This is a genomic window from Cohnella hashimotonis (assembly GCF_030014955.1).
Taxonomy (GTDB): Bacteria; Bacillota; Bacilli; order Paenibacillales; family Paenibacillaceae; genus Cohnella; species Cohnella hashimotonis.
Map to the genome: position 1 here is coordinate 8160905 of NZ_JAGRPV010000001.1, position 22469 is coordinate 8183373.

Genomic DNA, 22469 nt, shown 5'->3' on the forward strand with positions numbered 1-22469 from the left:
TTACCGAGAAATAGAGAGAATGGTGAACCTAAAGCGATGATGACCCGCAATAAGCTTGAACATAACCAGGTTTGGCTGTATGTCGCGACATTAGTATTAGCGGCCGGTCTTGGCCTGGCGGCTCCTGATCTGATGACCGGCTTAGATCATCATAATCTCATTTCAACCGTCATCGCCGTTCTCATGTTCGGGATGTTTACGCAGATTCCGTTCACCTCCATCAAGGAGTCGCTTGGCAACCGGCGCTTCATCCTCGCCATCCTGACCGCCAATTATATCGCAGTACCGATTGTCGTATGGGCGCTAACGCAGTTTTTACCCCAACAATCTCCTGTATTGCTGGGCGTGTATCTGGTTCTGCTGGCGCCTTGCATCGATTACGTCATCGTGTTCACTCAAATCGGGCGCGGCGACGAAAAAGCGATGCTCTTGTCCACGCCTATCCTTTTTGTTACGCAAATGCTTCTGCTGCCCGTTTACCTGTGGCTGTTCATGGGCAATAAGGCGTCCGAGATTGTTAGTCCCGGACCTTTTGTGGAAGCTTTTCTGATCATCATCGTATTGCCGCTTCTGTTGGCTGTAGGACTGCAATTGTTTGCTAAGAAAGCCCGCAGTGGCGGTGGGCGACTGATGGATGCGTCTGCGTGGATTCCCGTTCCGCTGATGGCCTTAACGCTCTTTATTATCGTTTCGTCTCAGATCGGCAAGTTATCCGTCTACCGGGACACGATTATCCAAGTCATTCCTATCTACATCGCCTTCATGTGCATCATGCCGATCGTTACCCGGTTCATCGTAAAAGGGTTTCGGCTGGACGCGAGATCGGGGCGGGCCGTTATTTTCAGCGCGGGAACGCGCAACTCCCTGGTGGTTCTTCCCCTCGCGCTAGCGCTGCCTGAAGAATGGAGCACGCTTGTCGCTGCGATCATTGTAACGCAGACGATTGTCGAGCTCGCGGGCGAACTGGTTTATGTTCGCATCATTCCGAATGCGTTTCTGCGTGACTCACATTAGAGCCGGCGTGCGTCGCTGACAACGATCCTGCAAAATGGCAGCCTTTTTAGCCTGACGGTGATCCGCATTGCTGCGAGCACCCTTCGATTTCGGTAGGCATAAGCTGATAGATGCCGATTCGAGAGGGTGTTTGTGCATGTATCCTTATTATCCGGAAATTCGCCGCTTCCCGTATCTAGACCATCGCCATGCGCAGCAGCGGCTTACGTTCGTGCTGGTGCATGGCTCCTGGGCGGACGCCCGCTTCTGGGACGATATAGCGGCGGTGCTGCGCGGGAACGGGCATGTCGTCTATACGCCGGAATATGCCGGGCACGGGGGAGACCCGAACAAGAACGTTACGCATGCGATGATCACGAAGTCTGTCGTCGACTTTATAACGAAGCTGAATTTGCGGGATATCGTTCTCGTGGGGCACAGCTTTGGCGGAACGGTCGTTCAGAAGGCGGCCGAGCAGGTGCCGGAGCGCATTAAGCGTCTCGTCTTCTGGGACGCCTTTGTATTGAAGGACGGCGAATCGGTTGTAGACGAGGTGCCGCCGCAGACGAGGCAAGGCTTCGAGCAGCTTCGAGCGAGCTCCAGGGACGATACGATTATGCTGCCGTTCCCGTTGTTCCGGGATCTGTTCGTGAATACGGCTGCCTTGGACGTGGCCAAATGGATCTACGCGAGCGTCGCGCCGGAGCCGGCCAAGCCGCTTTTCGAGAAGCTGAATCTCAAAGCCTTTTATGCGCTGCCTACGCCAAAAAGCTATGTGTATTTCTATCAGGACAATGTATTGCCGCAAGGAGAGGGCTTCGGCTGGAATCCGCATATGTCCATTCGGCTCGGTCAGTTCCGGCTGATCGTCGGCGACGGGGACCACATGACGGATTCGCGCACAAGGCCGGCTATGGTGGCGCAAAAGCTTTACGAAGCGGGACGGGACTGACCGTCGACATTGTTGCCCTATGTCTATGCCCGAATGCCCCGGCGAAGCGACTGCATGCCGGGGCTTTTACGCGCTTAGGAGCGTCTCTGGATGAGGACCGTCAGGCTGACCAGGGTGACGAAGATCGTCGCGCCCATGTCGGAGAGGATCGCGATCCACAGCGTCAGCCAGCCGGGGATCGTGAGCAGCAGGGCGATGAGCTTAAGCCCCAGCGCTACGCTAATGTTGAACCGGATAATCCGGTTCACCCTGCGCGCGATCCGAATCGCGGACGGCAGCTTGCCGAGATGGTCCTGCATCAGCACGATATCCGCGGTCTCGATGGCGCTGTCCGTTCCCTTGCCCATCGCGATGCCGAGCTGGGCGGAGGCGAGCGCCGGGGCGTCATTGATGCCGTCCCCGATCATGCCGACGGTTCCGGTAGCGGCCAGTTCCTTCACCTTCGTTACTTTATCCTCCGGAAGCAGGCCGCCGTGGTATTCGCTGACGCCGACTGCTCTCGCGACCTTTTCCGCCGTCTTCCGGTGATCGCCGGTCAGCATAACCGTGCGGCGGATGCCGCTGCGGTGCAGCTCCCCGATCACGTCCGCGCTCTCCTCGCGAATCTCGTCGGCGATGCCGAACATACCCAGCACGTCGCGCTCGTCGGCCAGCAGCACGAGCGTCAAGCCGTCGTCCTTAAGACGTTGCACGGCAGCGCGGACCTCTTCCGTGAAGGTGATGTGGGACATGTTCTTCTCGTTGCCCAGCCAGTATTTGCGCCCCTCGTAGACTGCCGTGATCCCTTGGCCGGACACCGTCTGAATGTCGTCGGCTTCGCCGACCGCGGTACCGAGCCGGTCGATCTCCTTCATCACCGCTTTGGCCAGCGGATGGATGGAGACTTTCTCGATGGCACCGGCCACGGGGAAGAACCTCGCTTCGTCATACACGTCGGTCTTTTCCACATGCGGTTCGCCTTTGGTCAGCGTACCGGTCTTGTCGAAGGCGAGCGTGTCCAGCTTGCCCAGCTGTTCCAGGAAAACCCCGCCTTTAACCAGAATCCCGTTGCGCGCATTGCGGGTAATGCCGGACACGATCGCGATCGGAGAGGACAGGATGAGCGCGCACGGGCAGCCGACGATCAGAACCGCCAGGCCCTGGTAGAGCCACTTCTGCCAATCGCCTCCGAGAAGCAGGGGCGGGACGAGGAGAACCAGAAGCGCAACAAGGATGATGAGCGGCGTATAATACCTCGAAAACTTATTGATGAACAACTCCGTAGGCGTCTTGGTCTCCTGGGCTTCCTGCACCAGATGGAGAATCCTGGCCAGCGAGGAGTCTTGGTACGCTTTGTCGATGCGGACCTGGAGCACGCCTTCGTTGTTGATGCTGCCGCCGAACACGGATTGTCCGCTCGTCTTCTCCACCGGAAGAGACTCGCCTGTTATTGCGGCTTCGTTAACCGAGCTTTTGCCGCTTGCGACCGTGCCGTCGGAGGGGATCTTCTCGCCGGGCCTCACGATGACGATATCGCCGACCGTCAGGCTGGCGATGGGAACGACCGTCTCGGTGCCGTTTTCCAGCCTCACGGCTTCCTTGGGGGCGACCTGCAGCAGCGTCTCCATCGACTTGCGCGCCTTTTCCATGCCCATCCCCTCGAGCAGCTCGTTGAGGCCGAACAAGATGGCGACAAGCGTCGCTTCTTTCCAATCCCCGATCGCGGCAGCGCCGATGAGGGCAATCGTCATCAGGGTGTCGATGTTGAACTTGAACTTCGCGAGGTTCTTGAGTCCGCGCCAGAAGGTGGAATACCCGCTAAGGAGTGAAGCCAGAATATAAAGGGAGATGGAGACGGCCTGCGGCAGCAAGTCTTGCGCGAACATCGTGCCTGCGTACAAAAGAGTGGAGATGGCCAACAGCCAGACGATGCGCTTGGTGCCCCCGGCTCCATGGTCATGCGCGTGGTCGTGTCCATGATCATGGCCGTGATCATGATCGTGTCCCTGGTCGTGACCATGGTCGTGGCTGTGATCATGTCCATGGTCGGGACCGTGATTGTTCCCTTGCTCCTGTTCGTGATCATACCCATGGTCCTGGCCAGCATGCCCTTCATGAGCCCCATGTCCATGTCCAAGATCATGCGCGCGATGCTGGCGGCGCTCCAACGAAGCGCCGTCCGATTTGAGGATTCGTGCGACCTTGTCCAGATCGATCTTCTCATCGACGGTTAGCTTCCCGGAATTATAGCTTAACTTTGCGGTCTGCCCGTGCTCGAGCTGTTTGATTTCTTGCTCGAGCTCCTGGGTACAATTCGGACAGGACAGTCCCTTCACTCGAAGTTCCATCGTCATCGGCGCACAGCTCCAATCTCGTTTGCAACATATGAGTATATGTTCATATGATATGCCGGAGAAAAGAGGATGTCAATCTTTTCAAACGTTTTTCCGCGTGCGGGATTAAGCGTTCTGACGCCGGTCAGCGGTTAACCGTAATCTTTTCTAATTAGAGGGCCGTCTGTTATAATGAGTCATCGCTTACGGAAGATAAGAGGTGTCAAGGATGCAGCAGCATATAACGGACGAGTGCGAAGTTACATGCGGAGGTTCGGAGGTAGACCTGGTTCGAGTCAAATCGGAGATGATCGAAGAACCGCTCATCCATGATATCGCGGAGTGGTTCAAAGTGCTGAGCGATCCTACCCGCGTTAAAATTATAAGCGCGCTGATGCGGCGCGAATTATGCGTGCACGATTTGTCCGAGCTGCTTGAGATGGGACAATCCGCCGTATCGCATCAGCTCAGATATCTCAGGAACATGCGGATGGTCAAGCGGCGCAAGGTCGGCAAAACCGTCTACTACTCGCTGGACGACTCGCATATCGAGGAGATCGTACAGGTTACGCTGGAGCACCTGAGGCATAAATAGATCGCTTGATGAATGTCCATCTCGCGCCGCGGGATGGATATTTTTATGAGCATTCTCTGAGTGCCGGCGCTTTTTTTAATGTTTTGGCGGGTCAAAAGCCTGCATCTATACATGTATTTTTTGCCGACCAACGGCACGTGATGAAATACCTGCAAATGTGCAGGTAAATATAAAACACAAGCCGAAAATCCGGCCGATGAAGGAAAATACCTGTATTTTCGCATCTATTATGTCCAAAAGGGCTTATATCGGCAAAATTACCTGTATATTTGCAGGCATTTCGGCGAGAGAGTGACGCGGGAAAGGACTGTGACGCGGACGAACAAATATTTGCGCGAATCGGCGGCGGCGCTGCCGGGTCGCTCGCTATAACGGTTGTCTCAAAGGCCAGCAGGCCTTCGGGACAACTTTTTTTTACCTCCGCGGCCCTCTCCGAGAAATAAACCTCGGTTTCCATCTCAATTTTGTCGGCAACCCGACAGTTTTTGTTTTAAACTATCCCATATAATCATAAATACCGATGAGCTAACTTTGAATTAGCAGTCAGCCAGAGAGGGGCGCATGGACGATGAACCAAGGGGGTATTTCCTCCTATTCGGATGGGTCCGCAACGGATAACGGCGAAGCCGAGCAGCTGGCGTTAGCGAAGCTCTTCGAGGAATTCGGCGCTTCCCGCGACGTGAAGAAGAATGCCTTTATTTTCAGGAGCGAAGAGGACAGCCAGGAGATTTACTTCGTCCGGGACGGGCTGGTGAAAATCTCGCAGTTCGCGCAGGAGGGCCAGAGCATCACCCTGTTCCTGCGGCACAGGGGCGAGGTGTTCGGCGCGGCGGAGGTGCTGACGGGGCAAAAGAGGCAGCGTTACGCGCGATGCATAACGGACAGCCGCATTCTGTCGATCCCGGCATCCTCCTTCACGGATCTCCTCAAGCAGCATCCAGATGCCCTCTTCGCGCTCACGGTGGCCAACGCCCGCCGGCTGCTGCAGACGCAGCGCTACGTGGAGACGCTTATCTCGCGGCCGGTGGCCTGGCGGCTGGCGCAGCTATTGCTGCAGCTTGGCGTTCGCACGGGAAAGGAGACGGTCGTCACGCTTCCGCTGAGCCACGAGGAGATCTCCTATGTCATCGGGTGCAGCAGGCAGACGGTGACCGAGACGCTCGGCCGGTGGCGGGACGAAGGCATCGTTCGCTACGAGAAGAAGCAGGTCGTTATTTTCGATACGGATGCGTTTGAGCAGCGCTTGTAACGATACGAAAAGCCATGGGGGTAGCGGAGCATGATTCGGCTAGAGGGAATCGGCAAGACGTTTACGCAGCGGGGCGGAGCCGGCTATACCGCCTTGGACGACATCTCCTTCGAGATCGGGAAGGGGGAGTTCGTCTCGATCCTCGGCCCATCGGGCTGCGGCAAGTCCACGCTGCTCAATCTGGTGGCGGGACTCGAGCGGGCCGATCGCGGCCGCGTCGAAGCGAACGGCAGGACTGTCACGGCCCCCGGGCCCGACCGGATCGTCGTATTCCAGGACCACGCGCTGTATCCGTGGCTCACAGTCCTGGAGAACGTCGCCTTCGGTCTCAAGCAGAAGGGGGTCAACAAAAAGGAGCGCCGCGAGCGCGCCATGGAGCAGATCCGGACCGTCCACCTGGGCAAGTTCGCGGACCGTTATCCGCATGAGTTGTCCGGCGGGATGAAGCAGCGGGTGGCGATCGCGCGGGCGCTCGTCATGGATCCGGAGATTCTGCTCATGGACGAGCCGTTCGCCGCGCTCGACGAGCAGACGAGGCTGCTGCTGCACAAGGAATTGGAGCAGATCTGGCTCAGCACGCGGAAGACGATCCTGTTCATCACGCACAACATTCGGGAGGCGGTCACGCTGTCGGAGCGGGTGCTCGTCATGTCCACGCGTCCGGGCCGGATTAAAAAGGAATTCCGCATACAGGCGGCGCGGCCGCGGGAGCCTGGCGACTCCTTGCTGCACCGCATCGAGAGTCAGATCATGGACACGTTGGCCGCCGAGTTGGAGAAGGTGGCGAAGGAGGAATACGGCGATGACTACACTTTGGAGAAAAGCCCTCTTTCTCCTTCTGCTGCTCATAATCTGGGAGACGGCATATAGAACGATGCACTGGGGCTGGCGCTTCCCGTCGGCGCTGCAGACGATGCGGACGTTCTACGACGGGATGGCGGACGGTCAGCTGCTCACGGCGACGCTGGGCAGCTTGAGGCGCATCCTCGTCGCGTTCGCCCTGTCGTGCGTCATCGGCATGACGCTCGGCGTTCTGTTCGCCCGGAGCCGGCTGCTGGACGAGACTTTCGGCTTCGTCGTCGTGGCGCTGCAGACGGTGCCGAGCATCGCCTGGCTGCCTTTTGCGATCATCTGGTTCGGGCTGAGCGACTTCGCCGTCGTATTCATCACGACGATCGGGGCGACCTGGACGATGACGATCGCGAGCCGGAGCGGCATCAAGAACATTCCGCCGATCTATCTGAAGTCGGCGCAGATGTTCGGGACAGGCCGCGGGTTCCGGCTTTTCTACCAGGTGATGGTCCCCGCCGCGATTCCGCAGCTGATCACGGGCATGCGCATGGCCTGGGCGTTCGCCTGGCGGGCGCTCGTCTCCGGCGAGCTCATCGCGCGCGGCATCGGGCTCGGGCAGCTGCTGGAGGAAGGGCGCAGCCTCGGCGACACCTCCCTGATGCTCTGCATCGTGCTCGTGATCGCGATCCTCGGCACGATCTCCGACCACCTCGTCTTCAAGCGGATCGAGGACCGGATCTTGCTCCAATACGGCCTGAACACGGCTAAGACGTAAGCTTAACAAGAAAAGGGGACTCATTCATGTTCAAAAAAGCCGCTTATTCAAGTTTTTCGATCGTTCTGATCCTCATGCTGACGCTGTTGTCCGGCTGCGGCAACTCCAATTCGGGGAGCGACGACAGCGCCAAGCCGGCCGACCCGGTCACGGTGAAGATCGGATTGCTCAAAAACGTCACACATGCGCCGGCCTTCGTCTCGATCAAGAAGGGCTATCTGCAAGATCGTCTCGGCGCAAACGTGAAGATCGAAGTACAGGGCTTCAACAACGGCTCCGACTTCTCGACAGCGATGGCGACGGGCGAGATCGATATCGGTTATGTCGGTCCAAGCCCGGTCATCAATCAATATGTCAGAAGCAAGAACATCAAGATTCTGTCGGGCGCGAACAACGGCGGCGCGGTGCTCGTGGCGAGGAAGGGCGCCGGCGTGACGGGCGTCAAGGACCTGGCAGGCAAGCTGGTCGCCATTCCGACCAAGGGGAGCACGAACGAGATCTCGCTCCGCCTGCTGCTTCAGGAGCAAGGGCTCAAGGTGACGGCGGACAAGAGCGGCGTGCAGATTATCGCCATGGCGCCGGCCGATACGCTGACGGCTATGAAGCAAGGCCAGGTGGACGCGGCGCTCGTGCCCGAACCGTGGGGTACGCAGATCGCGAACGAAGGCATCGGCGAGATCGCCGTCGACTGGGATCAGATTCCGCCCAACAAGGGGAATTATCCGCTCACGATCATCGTCGCGAGCGACGGCTTCCTCAAGGCGCATCGCGACCTGGCCAAATCGGTTATTCTCGCCAACAAGGACGCTATCCAATTCATCCAGGACAACCCGGACGACACGTACGCGCTGGTCAGCGACGAGCTGAAGGAGCTGACAGGGAAGGGCCTGGACGCAGAACTGATCAAAGCCGCGCTATCGCACCTCAGCCTGACGGCGAACATCGACCGGGACGCCTTGCAGGCTATGGCGCAGGTCGCGGTCGATGCGGGCTACATCAAGGACGTGGGCGCGGACGGCCTGGATCTGGCAGGCCTGTACGATCTGTCGCTGCTGGAGGAGACGCAGGAAGGCAAATAGACCGACGAAGAGAGGAATGAGATCGATGACAGGGATATACATTCAGCCGCAAGAAAATTTGCGCCCGGACCACCACCCGCATCTGACCGTCGTTCTGCTGGGCACGGGCTCCCCCCGCGCTTTCTATGGGCGCGCGAAGCCGGGAGCCGTGGTGCTCGCGGGAGACAAGGCTTTTCTCGTCGATTGCGGGGGTGCCGCGGTGGACCAGCTGGTCAAGGCGGGCGTCATGCCTCAGCGGATATCCGACGTCTTGTTCACCCATCACCACTACGATCACAACGGCGGATTTTTCGACGTCTTCATCACGAGCTGGCGCACGCATATGACCGCCGAGCGGGTGTTTGAAGGCCGCTCGGTGCCGATGCAGGTGTACGGACCGGAGACGACACAGGCGATCATCGGAAAAATGAGGGAGTCCTTCGAGTTCGACGTCAAGCTTCGAATCAGCTATAACCTGTCGGACGAAGCGGGCTCGCGCATCGAATATACGGAGTGCAACGAGGGCGTTGTCTACGACCGAGACGGCATCCGGATTACCGCCTTCGAGGTGGACCATCGCCCGGTTTATCCGGCCGTCGCCTACAAGTTCGAGTATAACGGCAAGACAGCCGTCATCTCGGGCGATACGATTCCGGTGGCCAGCATGGAACGGCAAGCGGCCGGAGCGGACCTGCTCGTTCACGAGGCGTACAACAAACCGTGGCTGGACGCCCTGATCGGGCAATATCCGCAGCATGAGAAGGCGCTGTCGAACCCCGCCAAATATCATACGACGACGCTTGAAGCGGCGCGGATCGCGCAGCGGGCGGGGGTGAAGCATCTCGTGCTAACGCATCATATTCCCGCGCCGGAGGCGAACGAGGCCGCGGAGCAGGCGTATATCGAAGGAATGAGCGATATTTACGACGGCCCGATTACCGTCGGCCGGGACTTGATGGCCTTCGAATTAAAGTAGCGCGCAGCGGGTTGGGGCAGCCGGCGCATCCAATCGGTAGGGCATCAGGGCATCAGGGCATAGCGGCGACAAGTCAGAGCATCAAGGCATAGTGGCGACAAGGCGTGACGGCGGCTAACGATGCTGCTTGCCGGAATCGTTCTGCAAAGCCGTTTTGTACGCCAGCATCCGGTTGAGCGTAGCCAGCACTTGATCGTACTCTTCCTTCTTGCGCTCGATCTCTTTGATTTTGGATAAAACCCATTCGATCCCCTGCTGCGTAGTCGTCGTATTCGTATCCAGACCCTGCAAAATTTGCTTCAGCTCCGTCAGCGAACAACCGACGCTTTGAAATCTTTTGACCAGCGTCAGACGCTCGATCGCTTCGTCGGAATAATGACGATAATTGTTGTTGTCCCGCCGGAGGTGACGCTCGTCCAGCAGCCCTTCTTTTTCGTAATAACGAATGGTGTGAACCGATAACCCGATCCTGTCGGCGAGTTCCTGAATTTTCATTCGCGACGCTCCTTATGAACGGCTTGCCTTAGAGTCAACTCTATAGTTTACAGTAAAGCTGTGAATATCAAAAGCCGAAGGAGAGATCGAAATGCGAATTTTCGTCACGGGAGCAACGGGGTATATAGGTTCGGCCGTCGTCGGCGAGCTTATTGGTGCGGGCCATCAGGTCGTCGGCCTGACGCGTTCGGAGCGCGGCGCCGCAGCGCTTGCGGCAGCGGGAGCGGAGGCGCATGCGGGATCGCTCGATGACCTCGACAGCCTGAGGAGCGGCGCGGACGGCGCGGACGGCGTCATTCACCTGGCGTTCAGGCACGATTTTTCCGACTTTGCCGGCTCGCTTGGCATCGATCTCCGCGCCGTCGAAGCGATGGGCGCTGCGCTTAAGGGCTCGGGCAAGCCGCTCGTCATTACGGCGCACGCGAACGGGGAAGCGTCTGAGAATGCTGCGCTGGCGCTGGTCGAGCAAGACGTACGGGCATCGATCGTGTCGCTTGCCCCAACCGTGCACGGCGAGGGCGACAAGGGTTTTGTGCCGATAATGATCGATATCGCGCGCGAAAAAGGCGTGTCCGCCTACGTCGGCGACGGGACCAATCGCTGGCCGGCCGTACACCGTCTGGATGCGGCGTCTCTATTCCGCTTGGCGGCGGAGTCCGCTCCGGCAGGCTCGCGGCTGGACGGCGTGCACGACGAGGGCGTACCCTTCCGCGACATCGCAGGCGTCATCGGCAAGCATCTGAACCTGCCGACGGCCAGCATTTCGCGCGAAGAAGCCAGCGCCCACTTCGGCTTCCTCGGCATGCTGGCAGGACTCGACATCCCGCGGTCGAGCGCGCAGACGCAAGCGCTTCTAGGATGGCGTCCGGTACACGCCGCGCTCATTCCCGACCTCGAGGAAGGGCACTATTTTGCCAAGTAAATGTTTCGCCTCGCGTAATCTGCCAGAGACTCATGCAAAAGGCCCCTTGCGAAAGGGGTCTTTGTGCATGCTTGACACGCAACCCGTAAGTTGCTTATCATATGGCATATGAACGGCGACAGAGACAAGATATTCAAGGCGCTCGGGGATCCGACCCGGCGACTGATGTTGGACGAGCTGGCAGAACGCAAGGAGCAGACCTTGTACGAACTTACGGCGCGTCTTATCGTGAAGCATAATCTGGCCATTACGCGTCAGGCCATTGCGAAGCATCTTGCCGCATTGGAGGAGGCAGGGCTGGTACATTCGCAAAAAGAAGGGAAATTCCGAGTCATCTTGTTCGACAACGAACCGCTTAAACATTTACTGGAAGGATGGATCCAATGATGAAAATTATCGTAACCAGCTTATTCGTTCAAGATCAGGATCAAGCCTTGAAGTTCTATACGGAAACGCTGGGGTTTGTGAAAAAGCATGACGTGCCTACCGGGAAGTTCAGGTGGATCGCGGTCGTGTCCCCGGAAGATCAGGACGGCACCGAGCTTCTGCTCGAACCGAACGAGCATCCTGCCGCCAAAGAGTATCAAAAGAAGCTGGCGGCCGACGGTATCCCCGCGACGATGTTCGGCGTGGCCGATATTCAAGCGGAGTATAATCGGTTATCGGAAAGTGGCGTCAAGTTCACGATGAAGCCGACCAGTATGGGCGAATTCACGATCGCGGTCTTCGACGACACGTGCGGCAATCTGATTCAGATGATTCAGCGTTAATTTCTTACACTTATCCCTCGCTGGCTCATGTCCCGCACACGTGATACGCCAGAATAGCGCAGAATTGCGCTACTCTCGTGCCCGAGTCCCCCGCTGGCTCGCGTCCCGCACATGTGATGCGCAAGAATAGCGCAGAATTGCGCTATTCTCGTGCCCGAGTCCCTCGCTGGCTCGCGTCCCGCACACGTGATATGCCAGAATAGCGCAGAATTGCGCTATTCTCGTCCCGAGTCCCCGCTGACTCGCGTCCCGCACACGTGATACGCCAGAATAGCGCAGAATTGCGCTATTCTCGTCACGCGGCACCCGTCCGCCCCCCTCGCCGCGGCTCCAACGCTTCGTAAACGACCTTCGGAACGGTCGTTTTTCGAAAAAGCGGACGGTTCCTTGCAGATCAAGCATTGGATGCGTGTGTCTCGTGTAGGATTAGCGTAGCTGGAGAACGCCGCCAGCCGAGGTTAACCGGCCCTGTGCAGAACCACATCACCGGACAGCACCGCCATAGTGACGCTGTAGAGCGTTACTTGGGCGGATTTCCTGGTGGCTAGGGAGAAGTGACGCTGTAGAGCGTTACTTGGGCGGATATGCCAGGTGACAGGGGAGAAGAGGCGCTGTAGAGCGTTACTTGGGCGGATGTGCCGAGTGGCTAGGGAGAAGTGACGCTGTAGAGCGTTACTTGGGCGGATATGCCAGGTGACAGGGGAGAAGAGGCGCTGTAGAGCGTTACTTGGGCGGATGTGCCGAGTGGCTAGGGAGAAGTGACGCTGTAGAGCGTTACTTGGACGGATACGCCGGGTGACTAGAGAGAAGAGGCGCTGTAGAGCGTTACTTGGACGGATATGCCGAAGGCTAGGGAGAAGAGACGCTGTAGAGCGTTACTTGGGGGCGGATATGCCAGGTGACAGGGGAGAAGAGGCGCTGTAGAGCGTTACTTGGGCGGATATGCCAGGTGACAGGGGAGAAGAGGCGCTGTAGAGCGTTACTTGGACGGATATGCCGAAGGCTAGGGAGAAGAGGCGCTGTAGAGCGTTACATGAGCGGATATGCCGGGTGGCTATGGAAAAGTAACGCTGTAGAGCGTTACTTGAGCGGATATGCCGGGTGGCTATGGAGAAGTGACGCTGTAGAACGTTACTTGGGCGGATGTGCCTGGTGACTAGAGAGAAGAGGCGCCGTAGAGCGTTTCTTGTGAGTGTGCCGGGTGGCTGGGGAGAAGACAGAGCCGGACCCCGCCGCCGTCCGCGGTTACAACAAGAAAGACGCCTTTTCCCAAGGCGTCTTTCTTGTTGTCCAGGAGCAAGTATAATTAGTAAGAGTGCAAGCCAAGCCGGGTTTGAATCAACCCGACTGTTAAACGGGGAGGGATTGTGTTGCAGCAGCGCTTTAACGATCTGATTAAGCGGGATATCAAGCCGTTTCTTGCCGAGCGGGGCTTTGCTAAGAAGAGCCTGAATTTCAGCAAAAGCACGGATGGCCTCGTCTATATGCTCAACTTCCAAAAATCCGGCGGCAATTCGGCTGACCATGTGATGTTTTACGTCAACTGCGGCATCTACTCGGCCGATCTGGCGCGCCTGCAGTCCAAGGAAGTGCTGGCGGCGCCCCAGGAGCCGGAATGCCACTTCAGAGCAAGGATCGAGGAGTTGGCCGGGGCCGTTCCTAAGCGATTTTCCATCACGCCCGATACGAATATGGACGACTTAAGAGACACGCTGCTCAAAGGGCTGGACGAGGTCCTTCAATTCTACGATACGATGACCGGCGCCAGATCTATTGTCGATTATTACGTTGCAGGGCCCTACTTGCATCTGGGCGAAGAAAGCTTCGAGTTGCTGCTGCAAGCTGGCGATGAGACAGCGGCCAGACGCTATTTGCAGGCCCTGCAGGAAAAGCACGGGACGGAGAACCGCTGGACCATTTTCGAAAATAAATACCGTGCGATCTTCAATAAATACGGCGTGCCGTACGAATCCTAGTCCAGCGCCTCGCTCAATAATGTCGCTTCGCGCGTCCGAATCGTCCGGCGCAGCTTATTGGCGACGTCGCGCGTAATTTCGTTGCGTTCGAACAACGTTTGTACTTCGTCCCGCTCGGCTTGAATGGCGATCCACTGAAGGTCGCGCCTTACCTCTTCGTTGCCTGCAGGCGGCTTCCCGAACGAGTACGGCGACGTCAATTTTGCTAGCATATGCTCGTACTGGCTCATGACGGCCGCCCTGGCGTCGCAGGTGCGTTCCGAACGGAGAGAGGACAGCGCGGCCTCGCACGTTTGCACCTTCACGCCGCGGATCGCTTCCCGATCCGCCGGCGATAAGTCCCGTATCGCCTTGAACCGGGATTCTTGCTTGGTCAACATCGCCTTCAGCTCCCGCAGCCAGAATTTCGCCAGCAGCTTGAACAGATTCGTGCGTACCGACAATACCATCGACATCTGCTCCAGATTGCTTTGGAACAGCACGGCTTGCGTCTCGGTGATCCGGTCTTCCCGCAGCAGCTTGTTCACCGTGCGCCGCTCCTCGTCGATCGCTTTGAGCCGCAGTTCCCGCTCTTCCAGGTCGTATTTTCCGTGCTGCATGCGACGCAAGTCCAATTCCGGATTTCTGCGCCAACGCTCATAATCGGAGATGACGGACGCCGACTCGACTTCGTTGTCTTCGGTCGTCGCGGAGTGGATGGCGCGGATGGCCGCGCCCATGATCAGACGTTCTCCCTTTCGCTCGGCGGCCGCGAGTTCTGCCGCCCTGCTCTCGGCGGGGTGCTGCGCGAACAGCGGCAAGAGCGCGCTCGCCGCGACAAGCGACAGCAAAATGACGACCGCAGACAGGAAGATGACGAGGCTTCGTTCCGGGAACGGCCCCCCGTTATCCAGAAGCAGCGGGATCGAGAAGGCGCCGGCGAGCGTCACCGCTCCGCGTACGCCGGACAGGGCGGTCATCGCGAGCATGCGGAACGAAAGTTTGGCATTGGATTCCGTTTTTTTACCGATCCATCGGCCGCCTCGCGAGAACAAGTACGCCCATAAAAAGCGGAGGACAAGCAGCATGAGGAAGATCACGACCGCGTAAGCGATCACCTCGCCGTTGTTCAGCGTCGGTTCCCTGAAAACTTCATTGAACACGCTCGGCAGCTGCAGACCCAGAATGACGAAGACGAGTCCGTTGAGAATGAACACGATAACGGACCAGGTGTTGTCCGACAGCTCGTTGGACAAAGGCTTGATGCTGGACATCCGGTCTCGCTCGATCGCATGCACGACGCCGCCGGCGACCGCCGCCAAGATGCCGGATACCCCAAGCTGTTCGGCGATCATATACAGCGCGAACGGCGTCAAGAGATGAATGAGCATATGCATCGTCTCGTCCTCAAGACCCGACCGGCGAAGCCATACCCGGACGCCGGAGACGAGAAGCGCCGTGACTGCGCCGACCGCAAGGCCTCCGATCGCGATGAGGAGGAAGCTGACGCTTGCGTTCGCCAGCGAGAAGCTGCCGGTGAGCGCTGCGGCGATCGCGAACTTGAAGGCGACGAGGCCTGAAGCGTCATTCATGAGCGCCTCGCCTTCGAGCAGGTGCATCAGGCTGTTCGGCAGCCGAATGCGGCCGGCCAGGCTGCTCACCGCGACGGCGTCCGTCGGCGAGAGGATGGCCGCGAGGCCGAACGCGACGGGCAGCGGAATCGACGGGATCATCCAGTGGATGGCGTAGCCGATCAGGAACACGGTCGCGAAAACGAGGCCGACGGCGAGCAGAAGGATCGGAACGCGCAGCTTCCATAGTTCGGCCCTCGACACGTGCTTGCCGTCGTTATATAGCAACGGCGCGATGAACAGTACGAAGAACAGCTCGGGCTCAAGATGCATATGCAGGCCTGACGGGATGGCGGCGATGACGATGCCAAGCGCGATCTGCATGAGCGGCACGGGCACGAGCGGGAATTTGCCGCTCAGGATGTTGGACACGCCAACCAGCGCGAGCAAGATCAAGATCGTAAAAAATAATTCCATGATGGCTCTGAACGTCTCCTTTATCATACTGGTGTTCGTCGCAAGGACTCCATCCGCGAAAGCTGTGCGTGTAGCCTTCGAGTTACCTGGATTAATTATACTTCATCCCGGCGAACACGGGAGAGGGGGAACAGAACGAAAAACATGCGAGCCAACGCCCCCAAGGCTCGCTTTCGTCCTGCCTTGCAGTATGATAAAATTCAATCAATCAAATGATCCGAATAAACGAAAGAAGGTTCGACGATGGCCTGGAGAGAGATTTCGACGATTGACGAGTGGAATGCGCTTTTGGCTAAATCTGCTGAGCGCGGTCAGGTTATTTTAAAGCACAGCACGACTTGTCCGGTTAGCGCCAATGCGTTGCACGAATATGAAGCGTATCTACAAGCTGCGCCGAACGCCGATGTGGATTACACGCTGGTCAAAGTTATCGAATCCCGTCCCGTGTCGAACCAGATCGCAGAGGATTTGAACGTCAAGCACGAATCTCCTCAGATTATTTACATCAAGGACAAGGCTAAGTATTGGAGCGCGACGCACTGGGCTGTGACAAAGGCGCACATGACGGCCGTGTTAGACTAATTTGAATGCGGCGGTAGCTGAGGCTACTGCCGTTTTTATTTTATAGATCCGAATTTGACGTATCGGACCCTGCACAGAAAGCTCACTCAATTATGATTTCCTTCGGCTTTGACGTTAAACTGATGTCCCTCTGTGTATCTTTTTCTTCAATTCTAAAATTGGCTTTTGCCGTTATGAAGTAATGCCCTGGTTTAGATATAGACAATCTGCGGAATTGTTCTGAATGATCGTCCGTGTATGAGTATGGTTTCTTAGGAACCAGCTTCGAGCTGATGCCCAGGCTAATCACGACTACCGTTCCTTTTTGCTCGACTAACTGCCCTTCCCGATTCCTGATCTCAAATGTAAATACATCAACACCGTGAGAAATGCTCCACTCCTTACGAGAACCATTCGTTATAAAAGCTTTCGCATCGAACGCTTGGCCTGCTGCGGCCTGAGCCGGTATTTCAAAATCCACGCTGAATACGGAGTCTTCCGGCAAAGTCTCGTTTGAATTGCACCCGCACAACAGAATGAGTAAGAGGACTACAAAGGTTAGATTGCGTATCATTTTGCCCATCCTTTAAAATTATGAATATTTTACATATTCGAGAAATGCTAGCTCGGTCCTGCTACTGAGAAGAGATGACGATCAACTCCATCCATTTCACGAGGTGCGCTAGTGGGAAAAAGAAAATTCCTTTACATGATTTATAACGAGGATGAACTGTCCGTAACCTCAACGGGTATGCTGGCTGCCCGGTTGTTTAAGGATGCTCTCTTGTCAGCGCGTACGCTCTGACCATTTTTTTAGCCCGCGACACAGCCTGTCGTTCGCTAAAGGGCGCATCCGCAAGCCATTGCTGGTAATGCACGAGTTCATGAGCAATGGAGTGCAAGTATCCGGCCAACGCGTGGTCTTGTCCAACTTCAATCAGCGATTGTTCGTAATCGCCGGTTGCGACTCGGATATAGGGCTCATCGCTTTTGTTATAGGGGGCAAAAAAAGAGGCTGTGACCTGCTTGCGGTCACGGGTTCGGATGCGATAATCCTTCTTCAGATAGATGACGACTCGAATAGGAAATTCCATCGTACTGCGCAGCCACTTTATAAATTCGAGACAAGCCCTCCGTACTTCGGGATGGACGCCGGAGAGGCTCCTGACCCGCAATCCTGTTCTTGCAGGAAAGTGCGCGATAAAAATCACCCTTAAATAAAATGGAATCGACTTCTTCTCATATTTATTACACCAAGCGAATCAAAGATGACCGCGAACCGGCTCCTCGCAGCATCCGTAATCAAGCCATTTATCCGATGATGTCCGCGAGCACTCGCGTGAAGGAGCTGCGCTACAAGACGGCATTGACATGCGCCCAAACGGAATCCTATAATAAAGAGACACTAAAAGGTGTCCGGTTGTGCGGTCGGCATGAGCGCATGAAACCCGCTTTTCTGTTAAGGATAAGAGGATATATGGAGGGAAGGCCATGTCTTACGTCGTTGACTTTAAAAATGTGTCTACGGCAGGTTTGGAATCTTCGCCTGTAGCGGAAGCGCTGGCGGGCTTGCGTGCCAACGAAGCCCGTTACTTTATGAACAAGTATGAGCATGCGTTCACGGTTGTGCCGGCTAGCGAGAGCCAGGAGAGCCTTGATTACGTGAACCGAATTTTGAAGGAAGAACGCGGTATCGCGTTTGCCGCCAAGCCGTTGGAGACGTCGCGTTTCCAGGTGGAAGGTATCCTGTTTACTTACGTCTTTTATGAAGACGGTCTGTCGCTCAATGTCATGTACACGGTCGACGATGCCAAGAAGCGCGCCGTCGGCTTCAAGCTGTCCGAAGGGATGGAAGTGCCCAAGGAGCTCGAGGAGAAGTTCAAGTTCGCTAGACAGAAGTCCAAGCTGGCCGGGACGATCCGGGGCTCGTATTTCGTTATTAAGGGCGAATATTAGATCGCCGATTTAAGAAAGAAACGTCAGGGAAGGTCGCCCTGACGTTTTTTGGGTGCTTGACGGATAGCCGAAACTTGATTTGCGCGGAACGCCTGTCGACGGCTCATCAGACAGACGTTCCATGGGCCCGCGAGGTGTCGTCATCGTCGTTCTTTCGCGGCAATGCCTGCAAATGTACATCTTTTAATACCGATATCGCCCCGTTTAATCAAGATAGATGCAAAAACGCAGTTATTTCTCCTTCATCAGCCCGATTTCCGCTTGCGCTTTGCATTTGCCTGCATATTTGCAGGTATTTCATCGCATTCGTTGTTCGGCGGAAAAATACCTGTACAAATGCAGTTTTTCGATCCGCAAACCGCAAACCGCAAACCGCAAACCGCAAACCGCAAACCGCAAACCGCAAACCGCAAACCGCAAACCGCAAACCGCAACAAACATTAAAAGGCTCGGCACGCCGAAAGCGCGGTTTACCTGCAGATCCGCCGATAAGCATAGCGCCTTACAGCCTTTACGCATAGCCGGATCTTCTTTGGCGCATGCAGCCAGCAGCATCCAATTTTGCCCCGCATCCTCGTTCCAGAAAACGAACGGATCCCGCCAATCGTCGGGCTCATACTTGTCCGCCGGCGCATAGAACGCATCCTCGGGCACCTTTTCCCAGCGAAGCAGGTCGCTGCTTACCGCCTGTATAACCGCCAGCATAACCGCCTGTTCGGGGCGACCCGCGGCTTGGCTTTGTCAACAGGATCCGTGCGATCTTATCCGCGTGGTGGACGCGTATGTTCATAATGGATAGAATGTAAGCTGGACCGGAAGTCGAAAATAAAATGACGCACAAGAGAGAGTGAATGTTTATGATACAAATAACGGTACCTACGCCGGACGTCACGATTCACAAGCAGGAAGCGCCTGAGTTAAGCCATATTTACGGATTTACGGATTTTATCCTGATTCCCAGGGATAAAGCGGGAATCTTCATGTTCTATAACGATAAGGATGAGCTCCTGTTCGTCGGCAAGGCGCGGAAGCTGAGACCGCGGATCAAGAAGCATTTCGAGGATACGGCGTCGGTCATCAAGGACAAGCGGAACGAAGTGGCGAAAATCGAGGTTTGTCTGGTCGAGGATGCCGTCCATCGGGAAATTTACGAGACGTACATTATTAACGAGTATAAGGCCAAGTACAACGTGGAAAAAGTGCTGTATAAATAACCAAAATGCCCCTCGTCCACTTCGGTGGACAAGGGGCATTGTTATGCGCCGCGTTGAAAATGTAAGTTGGTTGCGGGGGCAGGATTTGAACCTGCGGCCTTCGGGTTATGAGCCCGACGAGCTACCGGGCTGCTCCACCCCGCGGCAGTTAAAAAATCAGTCGATCGATGATCGTTGGTCAGATTTATTATATTACAGCAGTTTGCAACGATATGCAAGCTAAAAAAGGAAAAATCCCGTCTGCGATCGATGCGGACGGGCATTTCCTCATTGGCCTTGGGCTGCCGCACGGACCAAGGGCAGGAACAACTCGTCCACGATCTGTGCGATCGTATCCTCGGTTACCCGCCCGTGCGTGGTCAGCATCTCGTACCGCAGCAAGTCGACCGGCAGGGAGACGATGCGCTCGGACAGCTGGCCCGGCTGCAGCTCGCCGCGCTTCTCCGCATGTCCGACGATCGCCTTCATGGCGGCGAAGAGTGCGTCCTCGGACCTTGGCGGCAGGGGCTTGGACATCGGGTGCTCCTTGCCGGGATATTCGCTCATAAGTCCATGAATGGTCTCGGGAGCGATCGCTTGCAGCGGCTTCAGGACTCCTTGCAGGAAGGTCAGTACGTCCGTCCGCAAATCGCCCGTGTCCGCAGCTTCAATGGAAGGCTTGGGCGCGAACTTAACGAGGGCTGCGATGATGAGCTGCGCTTTGCTCGGCCATCTGCGGTAGACTGCCGTCTTGTTCGTCTGCGCCCGCACGGCCACGGCTTCCATCGTCAGACGGTTATAGCCGGTCGTCTCCAGTTCGTCCCATGCCGCCTGGAGAATCGCGTTCTCAAGCACGTCTCCCCTCCGGCGCGTCCCGGCGCTGCCGCCCGCAGCTTGCTCTTTCTTCGACTCCGCCATAACGATCCCTCTCAACATTCTTGTGACATGAGGCATACGACCTTTTCGTTTATTATATTGCATTTTCCACGCAGATCGCATATCTTATTTATATAAAGCACGGTACGTACCGTACTCTAAATGAACATAGAGGTGATTTCCAATGGCAAGCGTACAAACTGAGGCACGCGCCGCCAAACCGCCCAAAGAAAAAATAGACGCAGGCGTGCTACGGATCGCGCTGATCCTCGTCTTCGGCGCCGTCGCGTCCCAGCTGGATTCGACCATGATCAACGTGGCCATCGACAAGCTGGCATCCGACCTGCACAGCACAGTGTCCGCGATTCAATGGGTCGTGACGGGTTATGTACTCACGATGGGATTGGCGGTGCCAATCTCGGGATGGGCGATCCAGCGCTTCGGCGGCAAAAAGGTGTATATATGCTCGCTCGTCATTTTCCTGGTCTCATCCATATTGTGTTCGCTGGCCTGGAATACCGGCAGTCTGATCGGCTTCCGGCTGCTGCAGGGCGTCGGCGCGGGTCTGCTCGTTCCGACGATGCAAAATGTGCTTGTGCAGTCGGCGGGCGGCCGCAATCTGGGCAGGCTCATCGCGATCATCAGCATTCCCGCGTTGATCGGCCCGATCCTCGGTCCCGTCATCGGCGGCCTGCTCATCCAGAACCTCGATTGGCGCTGGATTTTCTACGTGAACATCCCGATCATGCTCGTCGCGATCTGGCTGAGCTGGCGCTATATTCCGGCCGACGAGCCTGCCCGCGACAAGCCGCGGCTGGACCTCATGGGGCTGCTGCTGTTGTCTCCAGCCTTTGCCGGCCTTATCTACGGCATATCCGAGGCGAGCACGCATGGCGGCTTGACCAACCTGAAGGCCTCGCTCCCGCTGGCTGGCGGGATCGTCCTGACGGGTGCCTACATCGCTTATGCGCTGCGCATGAAGCAGTCGCCGCTGCTCGACCTAAGGCTGTTCAAATCCCGTCATTTTCTCGCTTCGAACGTGACGCTATTCCTCACAGGGATGGTGATGAATGGGGCGATGCTGCTGCTGCCGCTGTATTACCAGCAGGTGCGCGCGCAGGGCGTGCTGGATACCGGGCTGCTGCTGATCCCGCAAGGACTCGGGATGCTGGCGACGCGGAGCTGGATCGGCGGGCTGGCGGACCGGATGGGCTCGCGTAACATCGTGCTGCTCAGCCTGGCGGTGACGGCGATCGGTACGATTCCGTTCGCGCTCGCCGGAGCGGATACGAACCATGTCCTGCTCGCGGTCGCACAGTTCGTGCGCGGGGCGGCGTTGAACGGCATTTTTATACCGATCATGGTGTCCGCTTATACGGGGCTGAGCAAGCAGCAGATTCCGCACGCCAGCATCTCGACGCGGATCTTTCAGACGATCGGGGGCGCGTTCGGTTCCGCGATTCTGGCGACGGTCATCGATCACCAGATCAGAAGCTCGGCCGTCGCCGGCATGAACGCGGTCGCCCACGCTTATCAGGCAGCGTTCTGGTGGTCCTTCGGCTTTACGGTGCTGGCGGTCATCCCGGCGTTCATGCTCTCGAAGGGCAAGAAGTAAGGCAAAGCGCGCCGCATACAGGCAGATGGCACCCTGGCGGGTGCCTTTTTCTTGAAGGGGGAGCCTACCTCGTGTTATACAGATTGAAAAAAACGGCATTTGTACATGCATTTTCGATCGAATGGCGGCGCCTGAGGAAATAGAGGCAAATATGCAGGCAAATCCCAAGCAAGCATCAACCGGCTTTCTGGCTGAATGGGGCAAAAAGAAGCACATTGGCATCCATTTTCTCCAGATTGAACAAGAATGGCAAAAATAGATGCATTGCTACAGGTATTGCGGCTTAGGGGCATAAAGCGCAATCGTTGAGCGGCCGGTACGAAGCCCGCATCAATGGACTCGCGACAAACGGATAATCGGATACGGAAGCGAAGCG

23 protein-coding genes and 1 tRNA gene are annotated in these 22469 nt (G+C 56.8%); 16 read left to right on the top strand and 8 right to left on the bottom strand.

What is annotated here, in order from left to right; all coding sequences use genetic code 11:
- Positions 1-36 precede the first annotated feature (36 nt).
- Together KB449_RS32620 and KB449_RS32625 are read left to right on the top strand one after the other, a co-directional pair.
- Positions 37-1014: an arsenic resistance protein gene (locus tag KB449_RS32620; RefSeq protein WP_282912328.1), complete on the top strand. Its 978-nt coding sequence runs from the start codon at positions 37-39 to the stop codon at positions 1012-1014.
- A 136-nt stretch (positions 1015-1150) separates the two neighbouring features.
- A complete protein-coding gene (locus KB449_RS32625) occupies positions 1151-1945 on the top strand; it encodes an alpha/beta fold hydrolase (RefSeq protein WP_282912329.1) in 795 nt (264 codons plus the stop codon).
- Between the two features lie 74 nt (positions 1946-2019).
- Here KB449_RS32625 and KB449_RS32630 read toward each other — a convergent pair whose 3' ends face one another.
- A complete protein-coding gene (locus tag KB449_RS32630) occupies positions 2020-4278 on the bottom strand; it encodes a heavy metal translocating P-type ATPase (protein WP_282912330.1) in 2259 nt (752 codons plus the stop codon).
- Between the two features lie 208 nt (positions 4279-4486).
- Here KB449_RS32630 and KB449_RS32635 point away from each other — a divergent pair, with 208 nt between their 5' ends.
- From KB449_RS32635 to KB449_RS32660, 6 genes are all read left to right on the top strand, one after another.
- The gene (locus KB449_RS32635; RefSeq protein WP_282912331.1) at positions 4487-4852 is read left to right on the top strand and encodes an ArsR/SmtB family transcription factor; all 366 of its coding nucleotides are present in this window, start codon (positions 4487-4489) and stop codon (positions 4850-4852) included.
- Positions 4853-5420: 568 nt separating this feature from the next.
- Positions 5421-6101, top strand: a complete 681-nt coding sequence (locus tag KB449_RS32640) for a Crp/Fnr family transcriptional regulator (protein WP_282912332.1) — start codon at positions 5421-5423, stop codon at positions 6099-6101.
- A gap of 30 nt (positions 6102-6131) precedes the next feature.
- The gene (locus tag KB449_RS32645; protein ID WP_282912333.1) at positions 6132-6971 is read left to right on the top strand and encodes an ABC transporter ATP-binding protein; all 840 of its coding nucleotides are present in this window, start codon (positions 6132-6134) and stop codon (positions 6969-6971) included.
- On the top strand, positions 6904-7668 hold the full coding sequence (locus KB449_RS32650) for an ABC transporter permease (protein ID WP_282912334.1): 765 nt from the start codon (positions 6904-6906) through the stop codon (positions 7666-7668). The genes KB449_RS32645 and KB449_RS32650 overlap by 68 nt, the downstream gene beginning before the upstream one ends.
- Before the next feature lie 26 nt (positions 7669-7694).
- Positions 7695-8747 carry an ABC transporter substrate-binding protein gene (locus KB449_RS32655; RefSeq protein WP_282912335.1) on the top strand — a complete coding sequence of 351 codons (1053 nt, stop codon included), beginning with the start codon at positions 7695-7697 and terminating at the stop codon, positions 8745-8747.
- 25 nt (positions 8748-8772) lie between these two features.
- Positions 8773-9702: an MBL fold metallo-hydrolase gene (locus tag KB449_RS32660; RefSeq protein WP_282912336.1), complete on the top strand. Its 930-nt coding sequence runs from the start codon at positions 8773-8775 to the stop codon at positions 9700-9702.
- 114 nt (positions 9703-9816) lie between these two features.
- Here the strand turns inward: KB449_RS32660 and KB449_RS32665 are convergent, their stop codons facing one another.
- Positions 9817-10197, bottom strand: a complete 381-nt coding sequence (locus tag KB449_RS32665) for a MerR family transcriptional regulator (RefSeq protein WP_282912337.1) — start codon at positions 10195-10197, stop codon at positions 9817-9819.
- A 91-nt stretch (positions 10198-10288) separates the two neighbouring features.
- Between KB449_RS32665 and KB449_RS32670 the strand changes: the two genes are divergently transcribed.
- From KB449_RS32670 to KB449_RS32685, 4 genes are all read left to right on the top strand, one after another.
- Positions 10289-11119 carry an SDR family oxidoreductase gene (locus KB449_RS32670; protein WP_282912338.1) on the top strand — a complete coding sequence of 277 codons (831 nt, stop codon included), beginning with the start codon at positions 10289-10291 and terminating at the stop codon, positions 11117-11119.
- Between the two features lie 108 nt (positions 11120-11227).
- Positions 11228-11506: an ArsR/SmtB family transcription factor gene (locus KB449_RS32675; RefSeq protein WP_282912964.1), complete on the top strand. Its 279-nt coding sequence runs from the start codon at positions 11228-11230 to the stop codon at positions 11504-11506.
- Positions 11506-11889, top strand: coding sequence for a VOC family protein (locus KB449_RS32680; RefSeq protein ID WP_282912339.1), 384 nt, complete (start codon positions 11506-11508; stop codon positions 11887-11889). The genes KB449_RS32675 and KB449_RS32680 overlap by 1 nt, the downstream gene beginning before the upstream one ends.
- Positions 11890-13256: 1367 nt before the next feature.
- Complete coding sequence (locus tag KB449_RS32685; RefSeq protein ID WP_282912340.1) at positions 13257-13865, top strand: DUF4304 domain-containing protein; 609 nt, start codon at positions 13257-13259, stop codon at positions 13863-13865.
- Here the strand turns inward: KB449_RS32685 and KB449_RS32690 are convergent.
- Complete coding sequence (locus KB449_RS32690) at positions 13862-15892, bottom strand: Na+/H+ antiporter (protein WP_282912341.1); 2031 nt, start codon at positions 15890-15892, stop codon at positions 13862-13864. The genes KB449_RS32685 and KB449_RS32690 overlap by 4 nt on opposite strands.
- A 243-nt stretch (positions 15893-16135) precedes the next feature.
- Here KB449_RS32690 and ytxJ point away from each other — a divergent pair, with 243 nt between their 5' ends.
- On the top strand, positions 16136-16474 hold the full coding sequence (gene ytxJ, locus KB449_RS32695) for a bacillithiol system redox-active protein YtxJ (RefSeq protein ID WP_282912342.1): 339 nt from the start codon (positions 16136-16138) through the stop codon (positions 16472-16474).
- An 82-nt stretch (positions 16475-16556) separates the two neighbouring features.
- On the opposite strand, the gene KB449_RS32700 is transcribed toward ytxJ, so the two are convergent.
- Both KB449_RS32700 and KB449_RS32705 read right to left on the bottom strand, forming a co-directional pair.
- The gene (locus KB449_RS32700) at positions 16557-17027 is read right to left on the bottom strand and encodes a hypothetical protein (protein WP_282912343.1); all 471 of its coding nucleotides are present in this window, start codon (positions 17025-17027) and stop codon (positions 16557-16559) included.
- Between the two features lie 196 nt (positions 17028-17223).
- A complete protein-coding gene (locus KB449_RS32705; protein ID WP_282912344.1) occupies positions 17224-17547 on the bottom strand; it encodes a hypothetical protein in 324 nt (107 codons plus the stop codon).
- A gap of 397 nt (positions 17548-17944) precedes the next feature.
- Here KB449_RS32705 and KB449_RS32710 point away from each other — a divergent pair, with 397 nt between their 5' ends.
- On the top strand, positions 17945-18409 hold the full coding sequence (locus KB449_RS32710; RefSeq protein ID WP_282912345.1) for a phage tail protein: 465 nt from the start codon (positions 17945-17947) through the stop codon (positions 18407-18409).
- A 297-nt stretch (positions 18410-18706) separates the two neighbouring features.
- Here KB449_RS32710 and KB449_RS32715 read toward each other — a convergent pair whose 3' ends face one another.
- Entirely contained in the window at positions 18707-18964 is a 258-nt protein-coding gene (locus KB449_RS32715; RefSeq protein ID WP_282912346.1) for a hypothetical protein, read from the bottom strand.
- Between the two features lie 302 nt (positions 18965-19266).
- Between KB449_RS32715 and KB449_RS32720 the strand changes: the two genes are divergently transcribed.
- Positions 19267-19623 (top strand): nucleotide excision repair endonuclease, encoded by a 357-nt coding sequence (locus KB449_RS32720; RefSeq protein ID WP_282912347.1) that lies wholly within the window; start codon positions 19267-19269, stop codon positions 19621-19623.
- Between the two features lie 67 nt (positions 19624-19690).
- Here the strand turns inward: KB449_RS32720 and KB449_RS32725 are convergent.
- Positions 19691-19767: transfer RNA gene (locus KB449_RS32725), tRNA-Met, on the bottom strand.
- A 123-nt stretch (positions 19768-19890) separates the two neighbouring features.
- A complete protein-coding gene (locus tag KB449_RS32730) occupies positions 19891-20520 on the bottom strand; it encodes a TetR/AcrR family transcriptional regulator (RefSeq protein ID WP_282912348.1) in 630 nt (209 codons plus the stop codon).
- A gap of 142 nt (positions 20521-20662) precedes the next feature.
- Here KB449_RS32730 and KB449_RS32735 point away from each other — a divergent pair, with 142 nt between their 5' ends.
- Positions 20663-22093, top strand: coding sequence for an MDR family MFS transporter (locus tag KB449_RS32735; RefSeq protein WP_282912349.1), 1431 nt, complete (start codon positions 20663-20665; stop codon positions 22091-22093).
- Positions 22094-22469: the final 376 nt, after the last annotated feature.

What these genes read in the sequence shown, in the direction of transcription:
- KB449_RS32620 (WP_282912328.1), top strand. Translation starts at nt 37, where the DNA reads ATGATGACCCGCAATAAGCTTGAACATAACCAGGTTTGGCTGTATGTC.
- KB449_RS32625 (WP_282912329.1), top strand. Translation starts at nt 1,151, where the DNA reads ATGTATCCTTATTATCCGGAAATTCGCCGCTTCCCGTATCTAGACCAT.
- KB449_RS32630 (WP_282912330.1), bottom strand. Translation starts at nt 4,278, where the DNA reads ATGACGATGGAACTTCGAGTGAAGGGACTGTCCTGTCCGAATTGTACC.
- KB449_RS32635 (WP_282912331.1), top strand. Translation starts at nt 4,487, where the DNA reads ATGCAGCAGCATATAACGGACGAGTGCGAAGTTACATGCGGAGGTTCG.
- KB449_RS32640 (WP_282912332.1), top strand. Translation starts at nt 5,421, where the DNA reads ATGAACCAAGGGGGTATTTCCTCCTATTCGGATGGGTCCGCAACGGAT.
- KB449_RS32645 (WP_282912333.1), top strand. Translation starts at nt 6,132, where the DNA reads ATGATTCGGCTAGAGGGAATCGGCAAGACGTTTACGCAGCGGGGCGGA.
- KB449_RS32650 (WP_282912334.1), top strand. Translation starts at nt 6,904, where the DNA reads ATGACTACACTTTGGAGAAAAGCCCTCTTTCTCCTTCTGCTGCTCATA.
- KB449_RS32655 (WP_282912335.1), top strand. Translation starts at nt 7,695, where the DNA reads ATGTTCAAAAAAGCCGCTTATTCAAGTTTTTCGATCGTTCTGATCCTC.
- KB449_RS32660 (WP_282912336.1), top strand. Translation starts at nt 8,773, where the DNA reads ATGACAGGGATATACATTCAGCCGCAAGAAAATTTGCGCCCGGACCAC.
- KB449_RS32665 (WP_282912337.1), bottom strand. Translation starts at nt 10,197, where the DNA reads ATGAAAATTCAGGAACTCGCCGACAGGATCGGGTTATCGGTTCACACC.
- KB449_RS32670 (WP_282912338.1), top strand. Translation starts at nt 10,289, where the DNA reads ATGCGAATTTTCGTCACGGGAGCAACGGGGTATATAGGTTCGGCCGTC.
- KB449_RS32675 (WP_282912964.1), top strand. Translation starts at nt 11,228, where the DNA reads ATGAACGGCGACAGAGACAAGATATTCAAGGCGCTCGGGGATCCGACC.
- KB449_RS32680 (WP_282912339.1), top strand. Translation starts at nt 11,506, where the DNA reads ATGAAAATTATCGTAACCAGCTTATTCGTTCAAGATCAGGATCAAGCC.
- KB449_RS32690 (WP_282912341.1), bottom strand. Translation starts at nt 15,892, where the DNA reads ATGGAATTATTTTTTACGATCTTGATCTTGCTCGCGCTGGTTGGCGTG.
- ytxJ (WP_282912342.1), top strand. Translation starts at nt 16,136, where the DNA reads ATGGCCTGGAGAGAGATTTCGACGATTGACGAGTGGAATGCGCTTTTG.
- KB449_RS32700 (WP_282912343.1), bottom strand. Translation starts at nt 17,027, where the DNA reads ATGATACGCAATCTAACCTTTGTAGTCCTCTTACTCATTCTGTTGTGC.
- KB449_RS32705 (WP_282912344.1), bottom strand. Translation starts at nt 17,547, where the DNA reads ATGGAATTTCCTATTCGAGTCGTCATCTATCTGAAGAAGGATTATCGC.
- KB449_RS32710 (WP_282912345.1), top strand. Translation starts at nt 17,945, where the DNA reads ATGTCTTACGTCGTTGACTTTAAAAATGTGTCTACGGCAGGTTTGGAA.
- KB449_RS32715 (WP_282912346.1), bottom strand. Translation starts at nt 18,964, where the DNA reads ATGCTGCTGGCTGCATGCGCCAAAGAAGATCCGGCTATGCGTAAAGGC.
- KB449_RS32720 (WP_282912347.1), top strand. Translation starts at nt 19,267, where the DNA reads ATGATACAAATAACGGTACCTACGCCGGACGTCACGATTCACAAGCAG.
- KB449_RS32730 (WP_282912348.1), bottom strand. Translation starts at nt 20,520, where the DNA reads ATGGCGGAGTCGAAGAAAGAGCAAGCTGCGGGCGGCAGCGCCGGGACG.
- KB449_RS32735 (WP_282912349.1), top strand. Translation starts at nt 20,663, where the DNA reads ATGGCAAGCGTACAAACTGAGGCACGCGCCGCCAAACCGCCCAAAGAA.